The following is a 17279-nucleotide window of genomic DNA, read 5'->3' as shown; positions in this document are numbered from 1 at the left end:
ATGGAAGGCAGTCTTCCCTCCCCGTCGGCGGGCGAGCGCTCACGATCTGCGCTGCAAGGCAACCGCGCCGGCCAGGTGCAGGCCTGGCTCGCAGGTGCCGTGTACAACGGGTCGCGCGGCGTGGCCGTGGCCTTGGTCGCCGCCTTGCTCTTCAGCATCAACCACGAGGTTTTTGCGCGGTATCTGTTCAACAGCCCGACCGTGTGGGTGACCGAATACTCCACGTACTTCGTTGTCGCAATCACGTTCGTCGGGGCTGCGTTCGCAGTCTCGAGGGACAGCCACATCCGCGTCACGCTGTGGCTCGACCACCTGCCGGCCGACCGGCGGCGCAGGGCTGAGCTGGCCGGCGCCTGGCTCGCACTGCTTGCCGTCGTTCTCATCGCGTGGAAAGCCGCCGAGTTCGTTCATGGCGAATACCTCGCCGGCACACGCGACTTCGGCTTGCTGGCCACGCCCATGTGGGTGCCGCAGAGTGCGGTGGCCGTCGGCTACTTCACGCTGTTGCTGGCGCTCGCCCTCGAAGCCTGCCGCCTCGCGGGCACGACGGCGCCGGCGCGCCGTTGGGCAGGTGGGGCCGCGATCGCGCTGTGCACGGCAGCGCTGTTCGCCCACAGCTTCGGCACGCTGCCCGGCGGGTTGTCGGCTCATCAGGGCGTGTGGCTTGCAGTGGCCGCCCTGTGTGTCGCGAGTGCTGCCTGGTGCGGGCTGGCAGACACGGCCCGCCTGCTGGCCTTCGCTGCGCTGCCGGTGGGGGGTTACTACCTGAGCGCGCAGGCCCCTCTCGGGTGGCAGGCTGCAGTGCTGGTGGGCACGATGCTCTATCTGCTGTTCGCCGGGGTGCGCGTTGCCTTCGTGCTCAGCCTGCTCGGCGTGCTGGGCATCCTGTTCTGGATGCCGTCGCCCTCGCTGCGCGTCCTGGCCGAACGCTCGTGGTCGGCGGTCCACACCTTCGAGCTGTCGGCGATCCCGATGTTCGTGCTGATGGGCGCGTTGCTCGTCAAGAGCGACGCCTCGGGCGAAATGTTCGGCGCCATGCGGGCCCTCTTCGGCAGGGTGCGAGGGGCCTTCGCCTTCGCCTCCATCGGGGCGGCCGGCGTTTTTGCCGCGGTCTCGGGGTCCAGCCTCGCAACCGCCGCCACACTGGGACGGGTGGCCGGGCCCGAGATGGTGGACCAGGGCTATGACAACCGGCTCGCCTACGGCGTGCTGGCGGCCGGTGGCACGCTGGGCATCATGATCCCCCCCAGCATCGCGATGATCGTCTACGGCTCGCTGGCGGGCGTGCCGGTCACCAACCTCTTCATGGCCGGTGTGCTGCCGGGCCTGCTGCTGATGGCACTGTTCGCCGTTGTCGTCTGCGCGTGGATCGTCCTGCGGCCCCAGGACGCGCCGGCGGCACGTTCGTACACGCTGACGGAGAAGTGGCGCAGCCTGCGAGGTGTGGTGCCGTTCCTGCTGCTGATGGCGGCGGTGCTGGGCACGCTGTACCTGGGCATCGCCACGCCCACCGAGGCCGGTGCGGTCGGTGCGGTGGCGGCGCTGGTGCTTTGCGCGCTGCGCGGCAAGCTCGGGCGGCGCATGCTGGTCGAGGCGCTGGAGGAAACGGCGCTCGTCACGAGCTTCCTGCTGTTGATCGCGGTGGGCGCCTCGCAGATGAGCTACGTGATGGACTACCTGAGCATGCCCGCGCAGCTGGTCGACTACATCAAGGGGTTGCAGCTGTCGTCCGGCGTGCTGCTGGTGTGCATCGTGCTGGCCTATCTGGTGCTCGGCATGTTCATCGAGCCGATCTCGATGGTGCTGATGACGCTGCCCGTGATGATGCCGCTGGTGCACGCCGTCGGGTGGGATCCGCTGTGGTTCGGCATCGTGCTGGTCCTCCTGGTCGAACTGGGGCTGATCACCGCACCGGTCGGCATGATTTTGTTCGTGCTCGAAGGTGTGGCCGAGGGCCGGGCGCGCTTGAAGGACATCTCGATCGGTGCGGCTCCTTTCGTACTCGTCATGCTGTTCGCCGTGGCCGTCTTCTACTGGTTTCCTGCGGTCGTGACCTGGTTGCCCGGTGTCATGTCCTCGGCATGAAACGGGAACCCGGCCATGATCACATTCAACAAGCTCGCGGACACGCTCCGCGAGGATGCAGCACGGGGTCGCATCCCGGGGGCCGTCTCACTGATCGCCATGGGCGGGACGGTCGCACGGGTCGACAGCTGCGGCTGGCTGGACGGCGACCGGTCGCGCCCGATGACTGACGACGCGATCTTCTGGATCGCGTCGATGACCAAACCGGTCACGACCGTGGCAGCGTTGATGCTGGTCGAACGCCGGCAGCTGCGCCTGTCCGATCCCGTCTCGGCCTATTTGCCGCAGCTCGGGAGGATGGCCGCGTTCGCAGGAGGCCGCGAGGCGACGGTGCTCGACCTGATGCGCCATACCGCAGGGTTTACCTATGGTTGGTCCGCGGTGTCGGCCTTGCACCTCGCCTATCAGGCTGAGCAGGTCTACGACTTCGCACAGACGAATGCCGACATGCTCGGCAAGCTCGCGCGGCTGCCGTTGTTGCACCCACCGGGTACCGTGTTCGAGTACGGCATGTCGACGGACGTGCTGGGGGCCATCGTCGAAGTCTGCTCTGGCGAGCCGCTCGACGAGCTGCTCGCGTCGTGGATTTTCGAGCCGCTGCAGATGACGAGCACCGGTTTCCGGGTCGAGCAGAAGCATCTCGGCAGGGTCGCGCGCCCGTTCGCACACGAGGCGTTCGCGATGGCGCCGCCAGCGGGTGGCGGGCGATGGCTGTCGGGCGGAGGCGGGCTGTGGTCCACCGCACCGGACTACCACCGCTTTGCGCAGATGCTGCTCAACGACGGCGAACTCGAAGGCGTGCGCCTGCTCGACGCGGCCACGGTGCGCGCGATGAAGACGCAGCAGCTTCCGCCGGGCGTCGCGTTCGGCAGCTATGCCGATGCATTGGGCGCCGTCGCGCCGACGCCTGCCATGGGGCAGGGTTTCGGCCTGGGGCTGTCGGTGAGGCTGGAGGCGGGGCGCAACCCCTTGCCGGGCAGCGTCGGCGATTTCACCTGGCCGGGGGCCTCGGGCACCAACTTCTGGTGCGACCCACGCCACCAGCTGGTGGTGGTCGTGATGATGCAGGCGCCGGCAGAGCGCCTGCACTACCGCGCCGAGGGCAGACGCTGCGTCTACGCCGACCTGGTGTGAAGGGTGACCGCAGGGCCGCCATCGCGGCGGCTCGCATACGCCCGGTCAACGGATCACCCACGCTGGGGCAACCGGCAAGGCCGATGCCCCGATACGCTGCACGCACAGGGTGTTGGACGGGTAGCAGGAGATCAACATGCAGTTGGGTGTGATGCGCAAGGCGGCAATCGGCCTTGCATGCGGGGTCGTCGCGTCGTGGATGGGCCTGGCCCATGCCGCCGAGGCGCCGGGCGTGAGTGCGCGCGAGATCCGCATCGGGCAGACCGGTGCGTTGACCGGCCCGGCAGCCCAGTACGGGCTGCTCGCCCGTGCCCATGCGGCCTACTTCAAGATGGTCAACGACCAGGGCGGCGTGAACGGCCGGCAATTGAAGCTGGTGCTGGCCGACGACGAGTACTCGGCGTCGAAGTCCGGCGAGCTGGCCAGGAAGCTGGTGGAGAAAGATCAGGTGGCACTGATGTTCGGCAGCTTCGGCACGCCGACCAATGCCGCTCAGTCCGCGTATCTCAACTCGCTCGGCGTGCCGCATCTCTTCCTGGGCACCGGTGCCGACAAGTGGGGCGACCAGAAGGCCTTGCCATGGAGCATGGGCTTTCAGCCGAGCTTTAGGCAGGAGGCCCGCATCTACACGAAGCACATTCTGCAGACCCGGCTCGACGCGAAGATCGGGGTGCTGTACCAGAACGACGACTTCGGGCGCGACTACCTGAAGGGCGTACAGGACGTGCTGGGCAAGCTGCAGGCGTTCAAGCTGGTGAAGGTGCTGTCGTACGAGCCGTCGGACTCGAACGTGGAGTCGCAGATCGCCAGCATGCACAACGCAGGGGTCGAGGTGCTGGTCCTGGCCGCCATCCCGAAGTTCGCCGCGAACGCGCTGAGCGAGACCTATGCCAGGAACTGGCGCACCACCATCTACATCGCCCTCGGCGCTGCCGGCATCTCGACGACGATGGAGCCGGCGCTCGACCGGCCCGGCGTGACGCTCTACAGCGGCGCATATGCCAAGGACCCGCGCGATGCCCGGTGGGCCGACGACGAAGGCATGCGGCGGTATCGGGCCTTCATGCACAAGTACCTGCCCGACGAGGACGTGACCAACCCCTTGCCGGCGCTGGCCTTCAACACCGGCGCGCTGCTGGTCCAGGTGCTCCGGCAGTGCGGCGGCGACCTGGGCCGCGCCAACGTGATGCGGCAGGCAGAGAACCTGAAGGACGTCACGCTGCCGCTGCTGTCGCCCGGCATCCAGGTCACGACGGCGAAAGACGACCACTACCCGGTCGAGCAGATGCAGATGGCGCGCTGGGACGGCCGGCGCTGGATCCCGTTCGGACAGGTGATGTCGGTCACCTTCCAGCCGTGGAGCATCGGCTCCTGACCCTCGAGCGCTGGATGAATACACGTCACATGGAGAGAAAAGAGATGGAAGTTGCCGTTGCAGGCGCCGGGTTGATGGGGTGCGGCATTGCGACCAGGCTCGCCGCGTCGGGCCTGGCCGTCACGCTGTACGACAGCCATGCGGGCTCCCTGGACAAGGCGGCGTCCCGCTGCGCGGAGGTGTTCGAGGAACTGGTCGACGGCGGGGCGATGACCGAGGGCGCCGCAAGCGTCGCCTTGGGTCGTATCGCGCTGACGCCGCGGCTCACGGGGCTGCAGCAGGCGACGATGGTGATCGAGGCGGTGGTGGAAGTGCTGGACGTCAAGCACCGGCTGTATGCCCTGTTGGAGGACACGCTGGCACCCCACGCAGTGATCGCGAGCAGCACCAGCGGTTTCACGCCCGACTCGCTCGCGGGCGGGATGCGGCACCCGGAGCGCTTCCTGGTCGCTCACTTCTGGAACCCGCCGCACCTCATTCCGCTGGTCGAGGTGCTGGCATGCCGGCAAACCCGGCCTTCGGCGGTGGCATCGACGGTGTCGCTGCTCGCCCAGGCGGGGTGCGAGCCGGTGGTGCTGCACAAGGCGGTGCCGGGGTTCATCGGCAACCGCTTCCAGTTTGCCGTTCTGCGCGAAGCGCTGCACATGCTGCGCGAAGGGGTGGCCGACGCCGCCACGATCGACCAGGTGATGAAGCATTCGGTGGGTCGCCGATATCGCCACCTCGGCCCGCTGGAAGGGGCCGATCTGGGCGGCCTCGACACTTTTCTGTCGATCGCCCGGCACCTGATGCCGCAACTCGCCAAGAGCGAGGACGTGCTGGCGCTCCTCGACGAGCACGTGCGGCATGGCCGCACGGGCCGTGCCAGTGGCGAGGGCTTCTATACCTGGAACGACGAGAAGCTCGTCTGGCTGCGGCAGGTGCGGCTGGCCATGCTGCGTCAGCGTTGAGATGCCGCGTTGCCCCGCACACGCGTGGCCGGGAACGCTCCCTGAGTGGTTGGATGGAGTGTGAGCCATGGTTGTACATGTTCAAAGGTTGGCGACGACGACGGAGCCGGGCCGGGAGGGCGCCGCTCGCCGGGGCGGTGGCGGCACCGCGGCCGACGGGCGGCAGCAGGCGACCAGGCGGTCGTCCGGGCTGCTGTGGGGGGCCATGCTGGCGCAGGTCGCCGCAATGATCGTGCTCGCCTGGCACGCCGTGGGCGCTGGAGCCCATGGCGCGGTGGCGGCTGTTGCGGTGCTGGTTGGCCTTGCCGCCACCTGGTGGTGCGGGCGGCACGTCAGCCGTGGCCTGATCCAGCCCTTGCGTGCCGCTGGTGCCTGTGCCGTGCGCATGGCGGATGGAGACCTGACGCCATTGAACGCCGCCGTGTCGACGAGCCGCAGCGGCCTCATCCGTTCGCTCGATGTCACGCGCGAGCGGCTGTTCCGTGTGGTGGGCACCGTGCGCGCGGGGGCGACCGCGCTGGCGGCCAACTCCTCTCACCTTGCCCGCGACAGCGAGGCGTTGGCGAACCAGTCCAGAGCCCAGGCCGAGGCGTTGCAAGGCACGGCGGCGGCCATGGAGCAGTTGACGGCGGCGGTCAAGCACAACGCCGAACATGCGCGCCGGGCGGAACCCCTGGTGCGACAAGCCTCGGCACTGGCCACGCAGGGTGGCGCCACGGTCGAGACCGTGGTGGCGAAGATGGGCGCGATACGCGACAGCTCCCGCAAGGTGCTCGACATCATCGGCGTCATAGACGCCATCGCCGCGCAGACCAACATCCTGGCGCTGAATGCCGCGGTGGAAGCGGCGCGTGCCGGCGAGCACGGACGGGGGTTCGCGGTGGTGGCCGCCGAGGTGCGCTCGCTGGCCCTGAGGTGCGTGGACGCCGGCAAGGAGATCAAGGCCCTGATCTCCGAATCGGTCGACAGCGTGGAGGCCGGGCACCAGCTGGTGGAGCAGGCCGGGCGTTCGATGCAGGACATCGTCGGCGCCTTCGAGGCCGTGGCGGGCGACATCGCGGGCATCAGCCTCGCAACGCAGGAGCAGAGCGAGGGGATCGAGCACGTCAACAAGGCGGTGCTCGACCTGGACGCGATGGTGCAGCGCAATCTCGACGTGGTGGACGAGACACGTGCCAGCGTGGAAGCCATCAACGCGCAAGCCGTTTCGCTGCTGCGCGAGGTGGCAGTGTTCCGGCTGGGTGCACAGGAGCATGGCAGCCCGGAAGACGCCCGTGCGCTGGTGGAGCGCGCCGTCGGATTCGGCCGCGAACATGGCAAGGCGGCCCTGATCGCCGAGATCAACAAGCTCTCGCGTGGCCAGTTCATCGACCGCGATCTCTACCTGATGGCGATCTCTCTCGACAAGGCGCTCATCCTCGCCAGCGGCATGACGTCCCGCGTGATCGGGCTGGGCGGCCCGGCGAGCAAGGACGTCGACGGCAAGATGTTCCTCGTCGACATGGCCCAGCTCGCCAAGCGGGAAGGGCGGGGATGGGTCGAGTACAAGTGGAACCACCCCGTCACGAACGAGGTGCAGACCAAGCGCACCTACGTGGCCCGGATCGACGACATGCTGATCGGGTGCGGCGCCTACAAGACCGCCGCTTGAAGCAGTGGCTGCGCCGCGGGAGCGCGGGACGGCTGACGAAGAGCCCTCACGACCGGGCGCGTCCTCCGATGGCGGGATGGATGGGCGGAGCCAGGAAGCTTCCGCTTCATCGCGTCACGCGAACCGCGCTGGAGCGCCTTCGCGGCAACGTGTGCCGGTGGACGCAACTGCATGCTGAGGGCACGCCATCGATCAAGAGATTGCGCTCCTTCGATCAAGCCGGCCGCCATCCCCCTGCATACCATGACCTCGACGGTCGAGCAGCTCGGGAAGAGCCTGGCGCAGGCCCCGTTCTGACGGTGCGCGCCACGCCGGCCGGGGCACCGCGTGACACACCGAGGCCCACCGTGACACAGCCGTAGGAGATCTTCATGAAACACGTTCTTGCGCGGAGGCTGACCTTGAACGTGCTCGCATCCATTCTGCTCGCGTCGACGCTGGCAGGGTGCGGTGGGGGCGGGGACGAGGACGACCTCCCATCCGGATCGCAAGCCGCGGCCGCGCTCGATGAAGGCCGCCAGCCGTCACTGTCCGGCAGGTCGCGATGACGCCGATCGATTCCATCCCGCAGACACATACCAACCACGGTGCGCGGCGCGAACCGCTTCGACACCGGCCTCCTTGGAGACATCAATGAACCCCTTTCGATGGTTGCTCGATCTGACAGGACACAGGTCATTGGCAGGCCTGCTTGCCGCGATAAGTATCACGGCGCTGACGCTGATGGCGCCTGCGTCGGCGCAAGCAGCGCATAACCCGATCATCCTCATCCCCGGCATGACAGGCACGCCCGCGAACATGTACCCGATGCGGGACCACCTGGTCAGCCACGGCTGGGACGCCAATCGGGTGTATCCCTGGACCGATTCCGGCCAGATGAACGTCGACATGGAGGCCTCGGCGCAAGCGATCAAGGCCAAGGTCGACCAGGTGCTTCAGCAGACCGGTGCTCGAAAAGTCGTGATCGCTGCCTGGTCTGCCGGCACCATTGCGACCCGCAACTACATCAAGAACTACGGCGGCGACCAGAAGGTCTCGATCTTCGTTTCTTTCGCCGGGCCGCATCACGGCATCTCGATCTGGCAGGCGTGCACGCAAAGCAATGTCGCGTGCCGCACCCAGTGGGGCCCTATCCCCAATACGCCGTGGCTTCAAGCGCTGAACGCCGGCACCGAAGTGCCGGGTTGGCCGAACGTCCGGTACCTCACCATCCGGGGGTCCATGGACTTCAACGCCACACCCGTGGACACCGCGGTCTTGGCCGGCGCGGACGAAAACGTCCTGTTCAATGGACTGAACCACTCCACCGTCATCACCGACGCAGCGGCGTTGACGAAGATGCGCGACTTCATCCTGAAGTGGGAGAAGACCACGACGGGACCGACCGTGACCTCCTGCTCGGCGACGGTGTCGGGCACGAGCGCGACCGTGAAGGCATCGGCCGACGAGAGCAACGGACCGGTGGTGAGCTACCGCGTGCAGTTGAGCGGACCGACGGGGGTCGACGACGTGGCCTCCGTTGCCGGGGCGAACTTCAGCAAGTCCTACACCTTGTCCGACGGCGCCTATACCGGCACCGTGACGGCAACGGACAACGCCGGCAGAACGTCCCCGGTGTGCCAGCTGGCGCGGTTCTCGATCGGCGTGCCGTCGACACCGGCCGAGCACGACCCCATCGTCTTCATGACCGGTGCCTCGGGCGACTTGAGCAAGATCGCGCCGCTGAAGGACTATCTGCAAAGCCAGGGCTGGAAGGCCAGCCGGATGTTCCTCTGGAAGGACAGTTCGAACTTCCAGGGCGATGTGCCGGCCACGGCGCGCGAGATGAGTGCGAAGGTCGACGAGGTTCTGCGGACCACCGGAGCGTCGAAGATCGTCCTCGTCGGGTTCTCGTCGTCCGCCGTCTCGGGGCGCTACTACATCAAGAACCTCGGAGGCACCCAGAAAGTCTCGCAGTTCATCAGCATCGCCGGCCCGCACCACGGCATCTCCCGGTACATGGAATGCCAGTACCTGTGGAGATCGTGCGCGCAGTGGGGCCCGATCCCTCTCACCCCGTTCATGGTCGAACTCAACGCCGGGACCGAAGTGCCGGGCAGCCCGACCGTCAAGTACCTGACCCTGCGCGGGACGGCCGACACGAACGCCTCTCCCACCGACACAGCGATGCTGACGGGTGCCGATGAAAACGCGCTTTTCCAGGGCCTGGACCACTACACCCTCATCACCAACCCACAGGCGCAGGCCAAGGTGCGTGACTTCATCCTGGCCCATGAAGAGGGCGGCGGCGACCCCGTGCCCGACGGCGTGCCCAGCCATCTGGCGGTGACCAGCTCGACGTCGAACTCGGTGTCGCTGACGTGGACCGGCGTGTCCGGCGTCTCCGGCTACAACGTCTACCGCGCAGCGGCGGCTAACGGCCCCTGGACGCGTGCCAACGCCAGCCTCGTCGGCGGCACGTCCTTCACGGTGTCCGGGCTGAGCGCGGGCGCAACCTATTACTTCGTCGTCCGTGCCCAGAAGAGCGACGGCACCGAAAGCGCCGATTCCAACCAGGTGAGCCGGACCACCGGCACCGACGGCCAGACGCCCTCCGAGACCGTCACCGCCCCGGTGTACACGCACTACACGGCCGGCCGCGTCGGCTACGCGGGATACATCACCCTGGGCACGCGCTACGGCTACGCCACGTCGATCCCCCTGTACCGCTGCGGCACGATGTGGACCGACAAGCAGAGTTGCGCGCCTCTGTGAGCGAAACCGCGGAGCAGCCTCGACCCGGGGCTCCCGGCATGAGCGCATGAGCCGGGTCGATACAGGCTCAGCTTCCCGAGGCCCCGGCACATGCCGGGGCTTGCTCTCGAGCGAACTTCCCGAGCCCTTCTTGTGGACAGCCGGCGAGTGGCCGGGCCTACTTTGCTTGCGGCTGCAGCCCCATCTTCGCCAGGGTCAGCGTCTCGTCGGCGCGGCCCCAGCCGCCGTCGGCGACCTCGTCGATGAGCACCATCGAATAGGGGCGCACGCCCTCACCGAAGTACTCCACGAACATCGCGGTGGTGCGATGGATGATCTCTTCCTTGCGGGCGTGGTCCACGGTTCCTTCGGGGAACTTGAAGTTGGCAAATGGCATGGTGTTTCCTGGGTTGGTTTCTGAAGGGGGCGGGTCGATGCAAGTGGCCTCAGGCGAAGCCGCCGTTGACACGCATCACCTGCGCGTTGATCCACGCACCGTCGGGGCCGGCCAGGAACGACACGGCCGAGGCGATGTCGCGCGGCTGGCCGAGACGTTCCAGCGGGGCCTGCTTGGCGATCTGATCGATCAGATCGTCCGACTTGCCCTTGAGGAACAGTTCGGTCTCGACCGGTCCCGGCGCCACGGCATTGACGGTGATGCCGCGGCCGCGCAGCTCATTCGCGAGCACACGCACCAGGCCTTCGACGCCGGCCTTGCTGGCGATGTAGGGGCCGTAGCCGGGCAAGGATTTGGCGATCACGCTCGACGAGAGGGCGATGATGCGGCCGCCGGCCGACAGGCGCTGCGACGCCTGCGCCATCACCAGGAAGGTGCCGCGCAGGTTGACCGCGACGGCGCGATCGAAGGCATCGACGTTGCCTTCGTCGATCCGCGCCATGGGCATGACGCCGGCACTGTGGACCACCACGTCCAGTCGGCCGAAGGCCGCCTCGGCGCTGGCGAACAAGCGCCCGACCGACGAGGCGTCGGCCACATCGGCCTGAAGCGCAACGGCCCGCCCGCCCGCGGCCTCGATCGCCCGCACGGTCTCGTTGGCGCTGGCCGGCTGGCCGGCGTAGTGGACGGCGACCGCGAAGCCGTCCTGGGCCAGCCGCAGCGCGATGGCGCGGCCGATGCCGCCGGACGCCCCGGTCACGATGGCGGCTGGCTGGGAACCCTTGTCCATGTCGAACTCCTTGGTGAGAAAAATCTCGATGGAAACGATTCTTCCGGTTGAGCGGATCGGGATAAAGAGGGCAGAGCCGGCAACACAATCCAACACAGACCAACAATCGAATGTCGGCGGCGGGTGGCCGGCGAACGAAGCCGCGAGCCCGGACAAGCGCTCGCCGCGCTGTATCCGCCCAACCGTCGATCTCGGCGATGCAGGCTGGGCGCTGGCACTCAACCGAGTCCCACGGTGCAGACGTCTCGAACACACTGCCGCAGCCAGCGATGCGCCGGGTCCGCGTGCAGCCGTGGATGCCACAGCATCGAGACCGTGACATCGTGCGTCGCGAAGGGCAGCGCAAAGCTGTGCAGGCCGGTGCGCAGCGCATGGGTGTGCCGTTCGGGCACCGTCGCGACCAGGTCGGTGCCGCGTGCGAGCGCCAGGGCGGTCGCGAAGCCCCCGACGGTGGTCGCGACCCGCAGCTCGAGGCCGAGCGCGCGCAGCGCGGTGTCGACCGGCCCGCGGCGGCCACCGCGCCGCTCAGTGGCCACATGCATCGCGGCGGCATAAGCCTGCGGCGTGACGTCCCGCTTGCACAGCGGATGCCCCGCGCGCACGACGCCGACGAAGCGGTCCGGGAACAGCGCCTGCACGCGCAGCTCGGGGCTCTCGGTGCCTGCGACGACACCGATCTCGAGATCGACCGCGCCCTCGCGCAGCAGCCGGCCCTCCTTGTCGGTTTTCGTGACGAACCGCAGTTGCACGCGCGGCGCCTCGCCGGCCAGGCGGGCGATCAGGCCCGGGCCGAAGGTTTCTGCGTAGCCTTCGCTGGCCCGCACGGTGAACGTGCGGGCCAGCTGCCCGAGGTCAGGTCTTGTTGCCGGGCGCAACGCTGCTTCGGCCTCGTCGACGAGCAGGCGCACGCGCTCGCGCAACTCCAGCGCACGAGGCGTCGGCACCAGCGCGCGGCCGGCCCGCACCAGCAGGGGGTCGCCCGTCGTCGCACGCAGGCGCGCGAGTGCGCGGCTCATGGCCGAAGGGCTGAGACGCAGGCGGCGGGCCGCGGCTGCGACGCTGCCTTCCGACAGCAGCACGTTGAGCGTGACCAGCAGGTTCAGGTCCGGAGTCGACACGCGTGAGTCCCGCAGTGATTCACGCCCTGACGAGCACGTTGACGACCCGCCGCACCGCGGGCGCGACGACCAGGACGACCGGAAATGCGATCAGCCAGGAGGGCAGCCACGCGGCCATCCAGGGCCCGGCAACGCCTTCGACGGTGCCGGCGTTGCGCACGGTGGCGATGCCCGATACGAGGAGCGACATCGTCCCGGACAGCAGAAAAGCGAACAGGGCGGGGGCGAACTTGGCGGGGATCATGAAAGTGGTCCTTGCAGGAATGGGGTGGGTCACCGTCGAGCGCTACATCCGAAGCGCGGTCGGGCACAGGGCGGCCGGGCACCGCATCAGTCGTCCAGCTTCTCGTGGAAGGCCGAGACACCGTCCTTCCAGTACGCGGCGACGCGCAGCGCCTCGCGAGGGTGGCGGTGCTGGTCGATCAACACGCCGCGCGCCAGCTTCATCAGGCTGGCCTCACCCGCGCACCAGGCGTAGCCCTCGCCGGATGGCAGGTGCAGCGCACGCAGCGCGTCTATCCACTCGGCGCCGGACGCGACCCATTGCACGCCGACGTTCGCGGCGGTCTGCAGTGCACGTCGGTCCGAGACATCGGGCACCTGCACGAGCACCACGGCCTGCGTACCCGGCGGCAACTCCTCCAGCCGGCGGGCCATGGCCGGCAACGCCGAAGCATCGCCGGCCAGCAGGTGCCAGGCGGGGTCCTGCGGGACGATGAACGAGCCCCGCGGGCCGGCGATCATCAGCGCGTCGCCGGGGCGGGCCCGGCGCGCCCAGTCGCTTGCCGGCCCCTGCGCATGCAGCGCGAATTCGATGGTGAGTTCACGCCCGGTCGCGTCGAAGGAGCGCGGCGTGAAGTCGCGAAGTACCATCTGGCCGTCGGCGCCGGGCACTCCCACTTTCACATGGTCGTCGAACGACAGCGACTGGAAGTCGTGCAGGTCGTCGCCGGTGAAGCTCACACGGATGAAGCTGGCGCCGACGGGGTCGGTACGGGCCACGTAGGCCGTCCGGCGGCGTGGCTCGAAGCGCACGCGCTGGACGCGGCGCACGGGGGCGGTGTGGTTCATGAGGCAGGCGCTGAACGCGATATAGTTGACAATATCTACAATCATGCGGAAATCAGTTGACAATGTCAACGGTAAGGTTGCTGCCGACCCGGGCACCTTGCTGGACGCGGTGCAAGCCGTGGCGCACCTGGTGCGTTCGCGCCAGCTGCAGGCGTTGCGAGGCGGCCAGGAAGGCCTGACCCCGCTCGAGACGCGCGTGCTCTTCTATTTCGCGCACCACCCCGGCAGCTCCTTGCGCGAGCTCACCGAGCACTCGGGTCGCGACAAGGGTCAGCTGGGGCGGCTGGTGGGGGGGTTGCGCGAACATGGCTGGCTGCGCGCCGAAAGCGACGAAGTCGATCGCCGGGTGACCCGGTTTTTCCTGACCGATGAGGCGTTGAAGCAGCAGCAATCGATGCTGAAGCAGCGTCGGCTGTTGGCAGACGCCGCGGTGCAGGGGCTCAGTGCCGCCGAGCGGCAGCAGCTGGCGGCACTGCTCGAGCAGGTGCGAGCCAACCTGGAGAAGGTGGGCTGACGCGGGCGCACCCGCGGCCGAGCGCGCTTGCGGGGCCGCCTGACGCCCTCAGCAAACACCTGTCGCCAATGCGCGCAGCGTGTGCGGGCGACCCAAGAAAAAGGCTCCCGGCGCGCCGGCGCCGGGAGCCTTTTTCAAGCGAAGGGCGTTTTGCCGCGGCTCAGGGGTACAGGCCGCGCTCCTGGCGTGCCATCAGGATGCGCTCGCAGGCGACCGCGAACGTCGCGGTGCGCAGCGAGATCTTGTGGCGCTCGGCCGTGTCCCAGATCTTCTTCAGCGCGTCGACCATGATCTTGTCGAGGCGCACGTTGATCTCGTCTTCGCTCCAGAAGAAGCTGGAGAAGTCCTGCACCCACTCGAAGTAGCTGACCGTCACGCCGCCGGCGTTGCAGATCACGTCGGGCACGACGAGCACGCCACGGTCGTGCAGCACATCGTCGGCCGTCGGCAGCGTCGGGCCGTTGGCGCCTTCGAGCACCAGCTTGGCCTTGGTGCGGTTGGCGCGCTCGGCGGTCAACACGCCTTCGAGCGCGGCGGGGATCAGGATGTCGCAGTCGACGTCCCAGAACGATTCGGTGTCGGTGCGGTCGGCGCCGGTGAAGTTGCCGACGCCGCCGTCGCGGCGCAAGGTCTCCATCAACGAGCCCATCTCGAGGCCGTTGCGGTTGACGATGGTGCCGGTGTGGTCCTGCACGGCGACGATCTTGGCGCCGGCTCCCGCGAAGAGTTCGGCCGCCGCGCTGCCGACGTTGCCGAAGCCCTGCACCGCGATGCGGGCGCCGTCGAGGTTCAGGCCGATGCGGCGGGCCGCTTCACGACCGGTGACGAACACGCCGCGGCCGGTGGCCTTGACGCGGCCGAGCGAGCCGCCCAGGTGCACCGGCTTGCCGGTGACGACGCCGGTGGCCGTGGCACCCACGTTCATCGAGTACGTGTCCATCATCCACGCCATGATCTGCGCGTTGGTGTTCACGTCGGGCGCGGGGATGTCCTGCTGCGGGCCGATGATCAGGCCGATCTCACTGGTGTAGCGGCGGGTGATCTTTTCCAGCTCCTTCATCGACAGCTGCTTGGGGTCGACGCGGATGCCCCCCTTGGCGCCGCCGTAGGGCAGGTTGACGGCGGCGTTCTTGACCGTCATCCAGGCCGACAGGGCCATCACCTCTTCGAGCGTCACGGCAGGGTGGTAGCGCACGCCGCCCTTGCCCGGCCCGCGCGACAGGTTGTGCTGCACGCGGAAACCTTCGTAATGGCGCACCGTGCCGTCGTCCATCTCGATCGGGATGTCGACGATCAGCGCGCGCTTCGGGCGCTTCAGCGTTTCGGCCCAGCGGGCCAGCGGGCCGAGATAGGGAATCACGCGATCGACTTGGGAGAGATAGGTGCCCCACGGACTGTCGGAAGTCGGGGACACGTAGGACAGACTGCTCACGCTCGTTTCCTTTCGGTGGTCATACGTGGACACCGGCTGCCTTGAGCAGCACGGTGTCGTGACCCGAACTGTAGGCTCGAAGCGCCACAGAAACTATGCATCTTGTGCATATCGATTGTTATCGCGTCGCAACCCGCCCGCGGAAAATTCGCCGCCAGGGCCGCACAACCGTCACACCTGCAGGAAAAGCATCAACCTGCGTTCGGCCGCCCGCAGGCCGGTCGGCACCTTGGCGCCGGCTGGCTCGGACTCGCGTTCGAGGGCGGCGGCCAGCGTACCGTCGCTGAAGCAGCTCAGCACTCGCGGGTGCACGTAGGACTTGCGACACACCGTCACGGTGTTGCCCAGGCTCGCCGAGACCTCGGTCAGCGCCTGCTTGATGAGCCGGCGCGCCTCGCCCAGGGTCGGCGCGTTCAGCGCTGCCAGCCGCTCCAGTGCCTGTACGCTGGCATGCCAGGTACGAAAGTCCTTGGCAGTGAAATCGGCATCGGCCGCGGCGCGCAGATAGTCGTTCACGTCGGCCGAGCCGATGCAGCGCGCCTCGCCGTCGTCGCCGACATACTGGAACAGTTCCTGACCTGGAAGGTCCTGGCAGCGCCGCACGACGGCGGCGATGCGGCGGTCGCTGACCTCCACTTCGTGCGCGACGCCGCTCTTGCCCTTGAACTTCAACTTCAGGGTCGCGCCGCGGATCTCGGCGTGCCGGTTCCGCAGCGTGGTCAGGCCGTAGGAGCCGTTGGTGCGCGCGTATTCGTCGTTGCCGACGCGTATGAAAGTGGTGTCGAGCAGGTACACCACGGCGGCGACGACTTTCTCGCGCGACAGCCCCGGCGTGTCGAGATCGCGCCGCATGCGGGCCCGGATGCGCGGCAGTGCCCTGCCGAAGTCGAGCATGCGGTCGAACTTGTCGGCGTCGCGCTGCGCCTGCCAGTCCGGGTGGTAGCGGTATTGCTTGCGGCCGCGCGCATCGCGGCCGGTGGCCTGCAGGTGTCCGTTCGGCAGCGGGCAGATCCATACATCGGTATAGGCAGGCGGGATGGCCAGGCGGCGGATGCGCTGCAACTCGCGGCGGTCGCGTACGGGGCGGCCTTCGGCATCGAGATAGGCGTGACCCTTGCCGCGGCGCACGCGCGTCAGGCCGGGCATTGCGTCGCTGACGTAGACCAGTGGTTGCGGCGACTCGGGCGCCAAGGCCCGGGCCAGCGCCTTGCCGGCGCGGCGCACCGAGACGCGCAGCGTGGCAGCGCCGGCGCTGCGGGGAGGCTGGGCGGCGGGCCGCGCCGCAACGATGAGGGCACCCATGGTCGCTTCAAGGGCCTTTGCGCTCGCTGCCGGCCGGCGCGTTGGTGCCGACCTCGCTTGCGCCGGGCAGCTTGAGCGCTGCCGAGAGATGTTCGCGCAGCTTCGGCAGCGCCTTGCCGGCGAAGGCACGGACATCGGCATCCCGGGCGTCGCGCGCGGCCTGCTCGAACAGTGCAATGTCGCTGCGGTGCGCGCTGACGACGGTCTGTACGAACATGCGGTCGAAAGCGGCGCCGGAGGCGTTCGTCAGGGCTGCGAGCGTGGGCGCCTGGCCGGCCCCGATCTCGGCCGGCAGGTCCAGTTGCTTCTTCGCGGCGAGCGCCCTCAGCTCGGCGTTTGTCGCGGTATGGTCCTTCAGCAGCATGCCGGCGTAGGCCTTGACGCCGGCATGCGTGGCCTTCTGGGCCGCAGCGCGGGCCGCGGCCACTTCCAGCAGCCCGGCCGTCGCGGCACCGGTCAGGAAATTCTGGTCGGCCAGCGTCAGGTCGCTGGGGTTCGCTGCGCTGGTGCTGACCGCAACGCTGGAGGCGGGCGCGGCAGCGCTGCCGGCCGGTGCGTTGTCGAGCTGTGAGCCGGTGGTGCCGGTCGGCGTCGGCACCGGCTGGGGCGCGCTGTCGGGGGGGCCCTGGGTATTCGTCGACGGTGGGTTCTCGCGGTTGCAACCGCTGACGGCGAGGGCACTGACCGCCAGCAGGGCGAGGCCGGTCGCTTTCAAGCCTGGCATGCG

General features: G+C 68.3%; 15 protein-coding genes. 7 read left to right on the top strand and 8 right to left on the bottom strand.

What is annotated here, in order from left to right; all coding sequences use genetic code 11:
- The 6 genes from M8A51_RS24640 (at position 1) to M8A51_RS24615 (ending at position 9949) form a co-directional block, all read left to right on the top strand.
- The gene (locus tag M8A51_RS24640; protein ID WP_251781276.1) at positions 1 to 2085 is read left to right on the top strand and encodes a TRAP transporter large permease; all 2085 of its coding nucleotides are present in this window, start codon (positions 1 to 3) and stop codon (positions 2083 to 2085) included.
- Positions 2086 to 2100: 15 nt separating this feature from the next.
- Positions 2101 to 3219, top strand: coding sequence for a serine hydrolase domain-containing protein (locus M8A51_RS24635; RefSeq protein WP_251781275.1), 1119 nt, complete (start codon positions 2101 to 2103; stop codon positions 3217 to 3219).
- Positions 3220 to 3355: 136 nt separating this feature from the next.
- Positions 3356 to 4594, top strand: coding sequence for an ABC transporter substrate-binding protein (locus tag M8A51_RS24630; protein ID WP_251781274.1), 1239 nt, complete (start codon positions 3356 to 3358; stop codon positions 4592 to 4594).
- A gap of 44 nt (positions 4595 to 4638) precedes the next feature.
- Positions 4639 to 5544, top strand: a complete 906-nt coding sequence (locus tag M8A51_RS24625; RefSeq protein WP_251781273.1) for a 3-hydroxyacyl-CoA dehydrogenase family protein — start codon at positions 4639 to 4641, stop codon at positions 5542 to 5544.
- 67 nt (positions 5545 to 5611) lie between these two features.
- Positions 5612 to 7195, top strand: a complete 1584-nt coding sequence (locus M8A51_RS24620) for a methyl-accepting chemotaxis protein (RefSeq protein WP_251781272.1) — start codon at positions 5612 to 5614, stop codon at positions 7193 to 7195.
- Between the two features lie 507 nt (positions 7196 to 7702).
- A complete protein-coding gene (locus M8A51_RS24615) occupies positions 7703 to 9949 on the top strand; it encodes a fibronectin type III domain-containing protein (protein ID WP_251781271.1) in 2247 nt (748 codons plus the stop codon).
- A 157-nt stretch (positions 9950 to 10106) separates the two neighbouring features.
- Here M8A51_RS24615 and M8A51_RS24610 read toward each other — a convergent pair whose 3' ends face one another.
- The 5 genes from M8A51_RS24610 to M8A51_RS24590 all read right to left on the bottom strand — a co-directional run bounded on the left by M8A51_RS24610 (position 10107) and on the right by M8A51_RS24590 (position 13349).
- Entirely contained in the window at positions 10107 to 10325 is a 219-nt protein-coding gene (locus M8A51_RS24610; protein WP_251781270.1) for a tautomerase family protein, read from the bottom strand.
- A gap of 49 nt (positions 10326 to 10374) precedes the next feature.
- Positions 10375 to 11115, bottom strand: a complete 741-nt coding sequence (locus tag M8A51_RS24605; RefSeq protein WP_251781293.1) for an SDR family oxidoreductase — start codon at positions 11113 to 11115, stop codon at positions 10375 to 10377.
- A gap of 218 nt (positions 11116 to 11333) precedes the next feature.
- Positions 11334 to 12233 (bottom strand): LysR family transcriptional regulator, encoded by a 900-nt coding sequence (locus M8A51_RS24600; RefSeq protein WP_251781269.1) that lies wholly within the window; start codon positions 12231 to 12233, stop codon positions 11334 to 11336.
- A 19-nt stretch (positions 12234 to 12252) separates the two neighbouring features.
- Positions 12253 to 12477, bottom strand: coding sequence for a DUF2798 domain-containing protein (locus M8A51_RS24595; RefSeq protein WP_251781268.1), 225 nt, complete (start codon positions 12475 to 12477; stop codon positions 12253 to 12255).
- 86 nt (positions 12478 to 12563) lie between these two features.
- Positions 12564 to 13349: a siderophore-interacting protein gene (locus M8A51_RS24590; RefSeq protein ID WP_251781267.1), complete on the bottom strand. Its 786-nt coding sequence runs from the start codon at positions 13347 to 13349 to the stop codon at positions 12564 to 12566.
- On the opposite strand from M8A51_RS24590, the gene M8A51_RS24585 reads away from it, so the two are divergent.
- Positions 13348 to 13818: a MarR family winged helix-turn-helix transcriptional regulator gene (locus tag M8A51_RS24585; protein WP_251781266.1), complete on the top strand. Its 471-nt coding sequence runs from the start codon at positions 13348 to 13350 to the stop codon at positions 13816 to 13818. The genes M8A51_RS24590 and M8A51_RS24585 overlap by 2 nt on opposite strands.
- Before the next feature lie 160 nt (positions 13819 to 13978).
- Here the strand turns inward: M8A51_RS24585 and M8A51_RS24580 are convergent, their stop codons facing one another.
- The 3 genes from M8A51_RS24580 to M8A51_RS24570 form a co-directional block, all read right to left on the bottom strand.
- Entirely contained in the window at positions 13979 to 15250 is a 1272-nt protein-coding gene (locus M8A51_RS24580; protein ID WP_251781265.1) for a Glu/Leu/Phe/Val family dehydrogenase, read from the bottom strand.
- Between the two features lie 171 nt (positions 15251 to 15421).
- Positions 15422 to 16552: a DNA topoisomerase IB gene (locus tag M8A51_RS24575; RefSeq protein WP_251781264.1), complete on the bottom strand. Its 1131-nt coding sequence runs from the start codon at positions 16550 to 16552 to the stop codon at positions 15422 to 15424.
- A 7-nt stretch (positions 16553 to 16559) separates the two neighbouring features.
- Complete coding sequence (locus tag M8A51_RS24570) at positions 16560 to 17276, bottom strand: DUF4142 domain-containing protein (RefSeq protein ID WP_251781263.1); 717 nt, start codon at positions 17274 to 17276, stop codon at positions 16560 to 16562.
- Positions 17277 to 17279: the final 3 nt, after the last annotated feature.

Origin of the sequence: Caldimonas mangrovi (assembly GCF_023721835.1) — a bacterium.
GTDB classification, from domain to species: domain Bacteria; phylum Pseudomonadota; class Gammaproteobacteria; order Burkholderiales; family Burkholderiaceae_C; genus Caldimonas; species Caldimonas mangrovi.
The sequence above is the reverse complement of the archived record's forward strand: the minus strand, read 5'-3'. Positions and strand labels throughout refer to the sequence as shown.

What these genes read in the sequence shown, in the direction of transcription:
- M8A51_RS24575 (WP_251781264.1), bottom strand. Translation starts at nt 16,552, where the DNA reads ATGGGTGCCCTCATCGTTGCGGCGCGGCCCGCCGCCCAGCCTCCCCGC.
- M8A51_RS24585 (WP_251781266.1), top strand. Translation starts at nt 13,348, where the DNA reads ATGCGGAAATCAGTTGACAATGTCAACGGTAAGGTTGCTGCCGACCCG.
- M8A51_RS24625 (WP_251781273.1), top strand. Translation starts at nt 4,639, where the DNA reads ATGGAAGTTGCCGTTGCAGGCGCCGGGTTGATGGGGTGCGGCATTGCG.
- M8A51_RS24615 (WP_251781271.1), top strand. Translation starts at nt 7,703, where the DNA reads ATGAAGGCCGCCAGCCGTCACTGTCCGGCAGGTCGCGATGACGCCGAT.
- M8A51_RS24635 (WP_251781275.1), top strand. Translation starts at nt 2,101, where the DNA reads ATGATCACATTCAACAAGCTCGCGGACACGCTCCGCGAGGATGCAGCA.
- M8A51_RS24605 (WP_251781293.1), bottom strand. Translation starts at nt 11,115, where the DNA reads ATGGACAAGGGTTCCCAGCCAGCCGCCATCGTGACCGGGGCGTCCGGC.
- M8A51_RS24595 (WP_251781268.1), bottom strand. Translation starts at nt 12,477, where the DNA reads ATGATCCCCGCCAAGTTCGCCCCCGCCCTGTTCGCTTTTCTGCTGTCC.
- M8A51_RS24590 (WP_251781267.1), bottom strand. Translation starts at nt 13,349, where the DNA reads ATGATTGTAGATATTGTCAACTATATCGCGTTCAGCGCCTGCCTCATG.
- M8A51_RS24630 (WP_251781274.1), top strand. Translation starts at nt 3,356, where the DNA reads ATGCAGTTGGGTGTGATGCGCAAGGCGGCAATCGGCCTTGCATGCGGG.
- M8A51_RS24620 (WP_251781272.1), top strand. Translation starts at nt 5,612, where the DNA reads ATGGTTGTACATGTTCAAAGGTTGGCGACGACGACGGAGCCGGGCCGG.
- M8A51_RS24640 (WP_251781276.1), top strand. Translation starts at nt 1, where the DNA reads ATGGAAGGCAGTCTTCCCTCCCCGTCGGCGGGCGAGCGCTCACGATCT.
- M8A51_RS24610 (WP_251781270.1), bottom strand. Translation starts at nt 10,325, where the DNA reads ATGCCATTTGCCAACTTCAAGTTCCCCGAAGGAACCGTGGACCACGCC.
- M8A51_RS24570 (WP_251781263.1), bottom strand. Translation starts at nt 17,276, where the DNA reads ATGCCAGGCTTGAAAGCGACCGGCCTCGCCCTGCTGGCGGTCAGTGCC.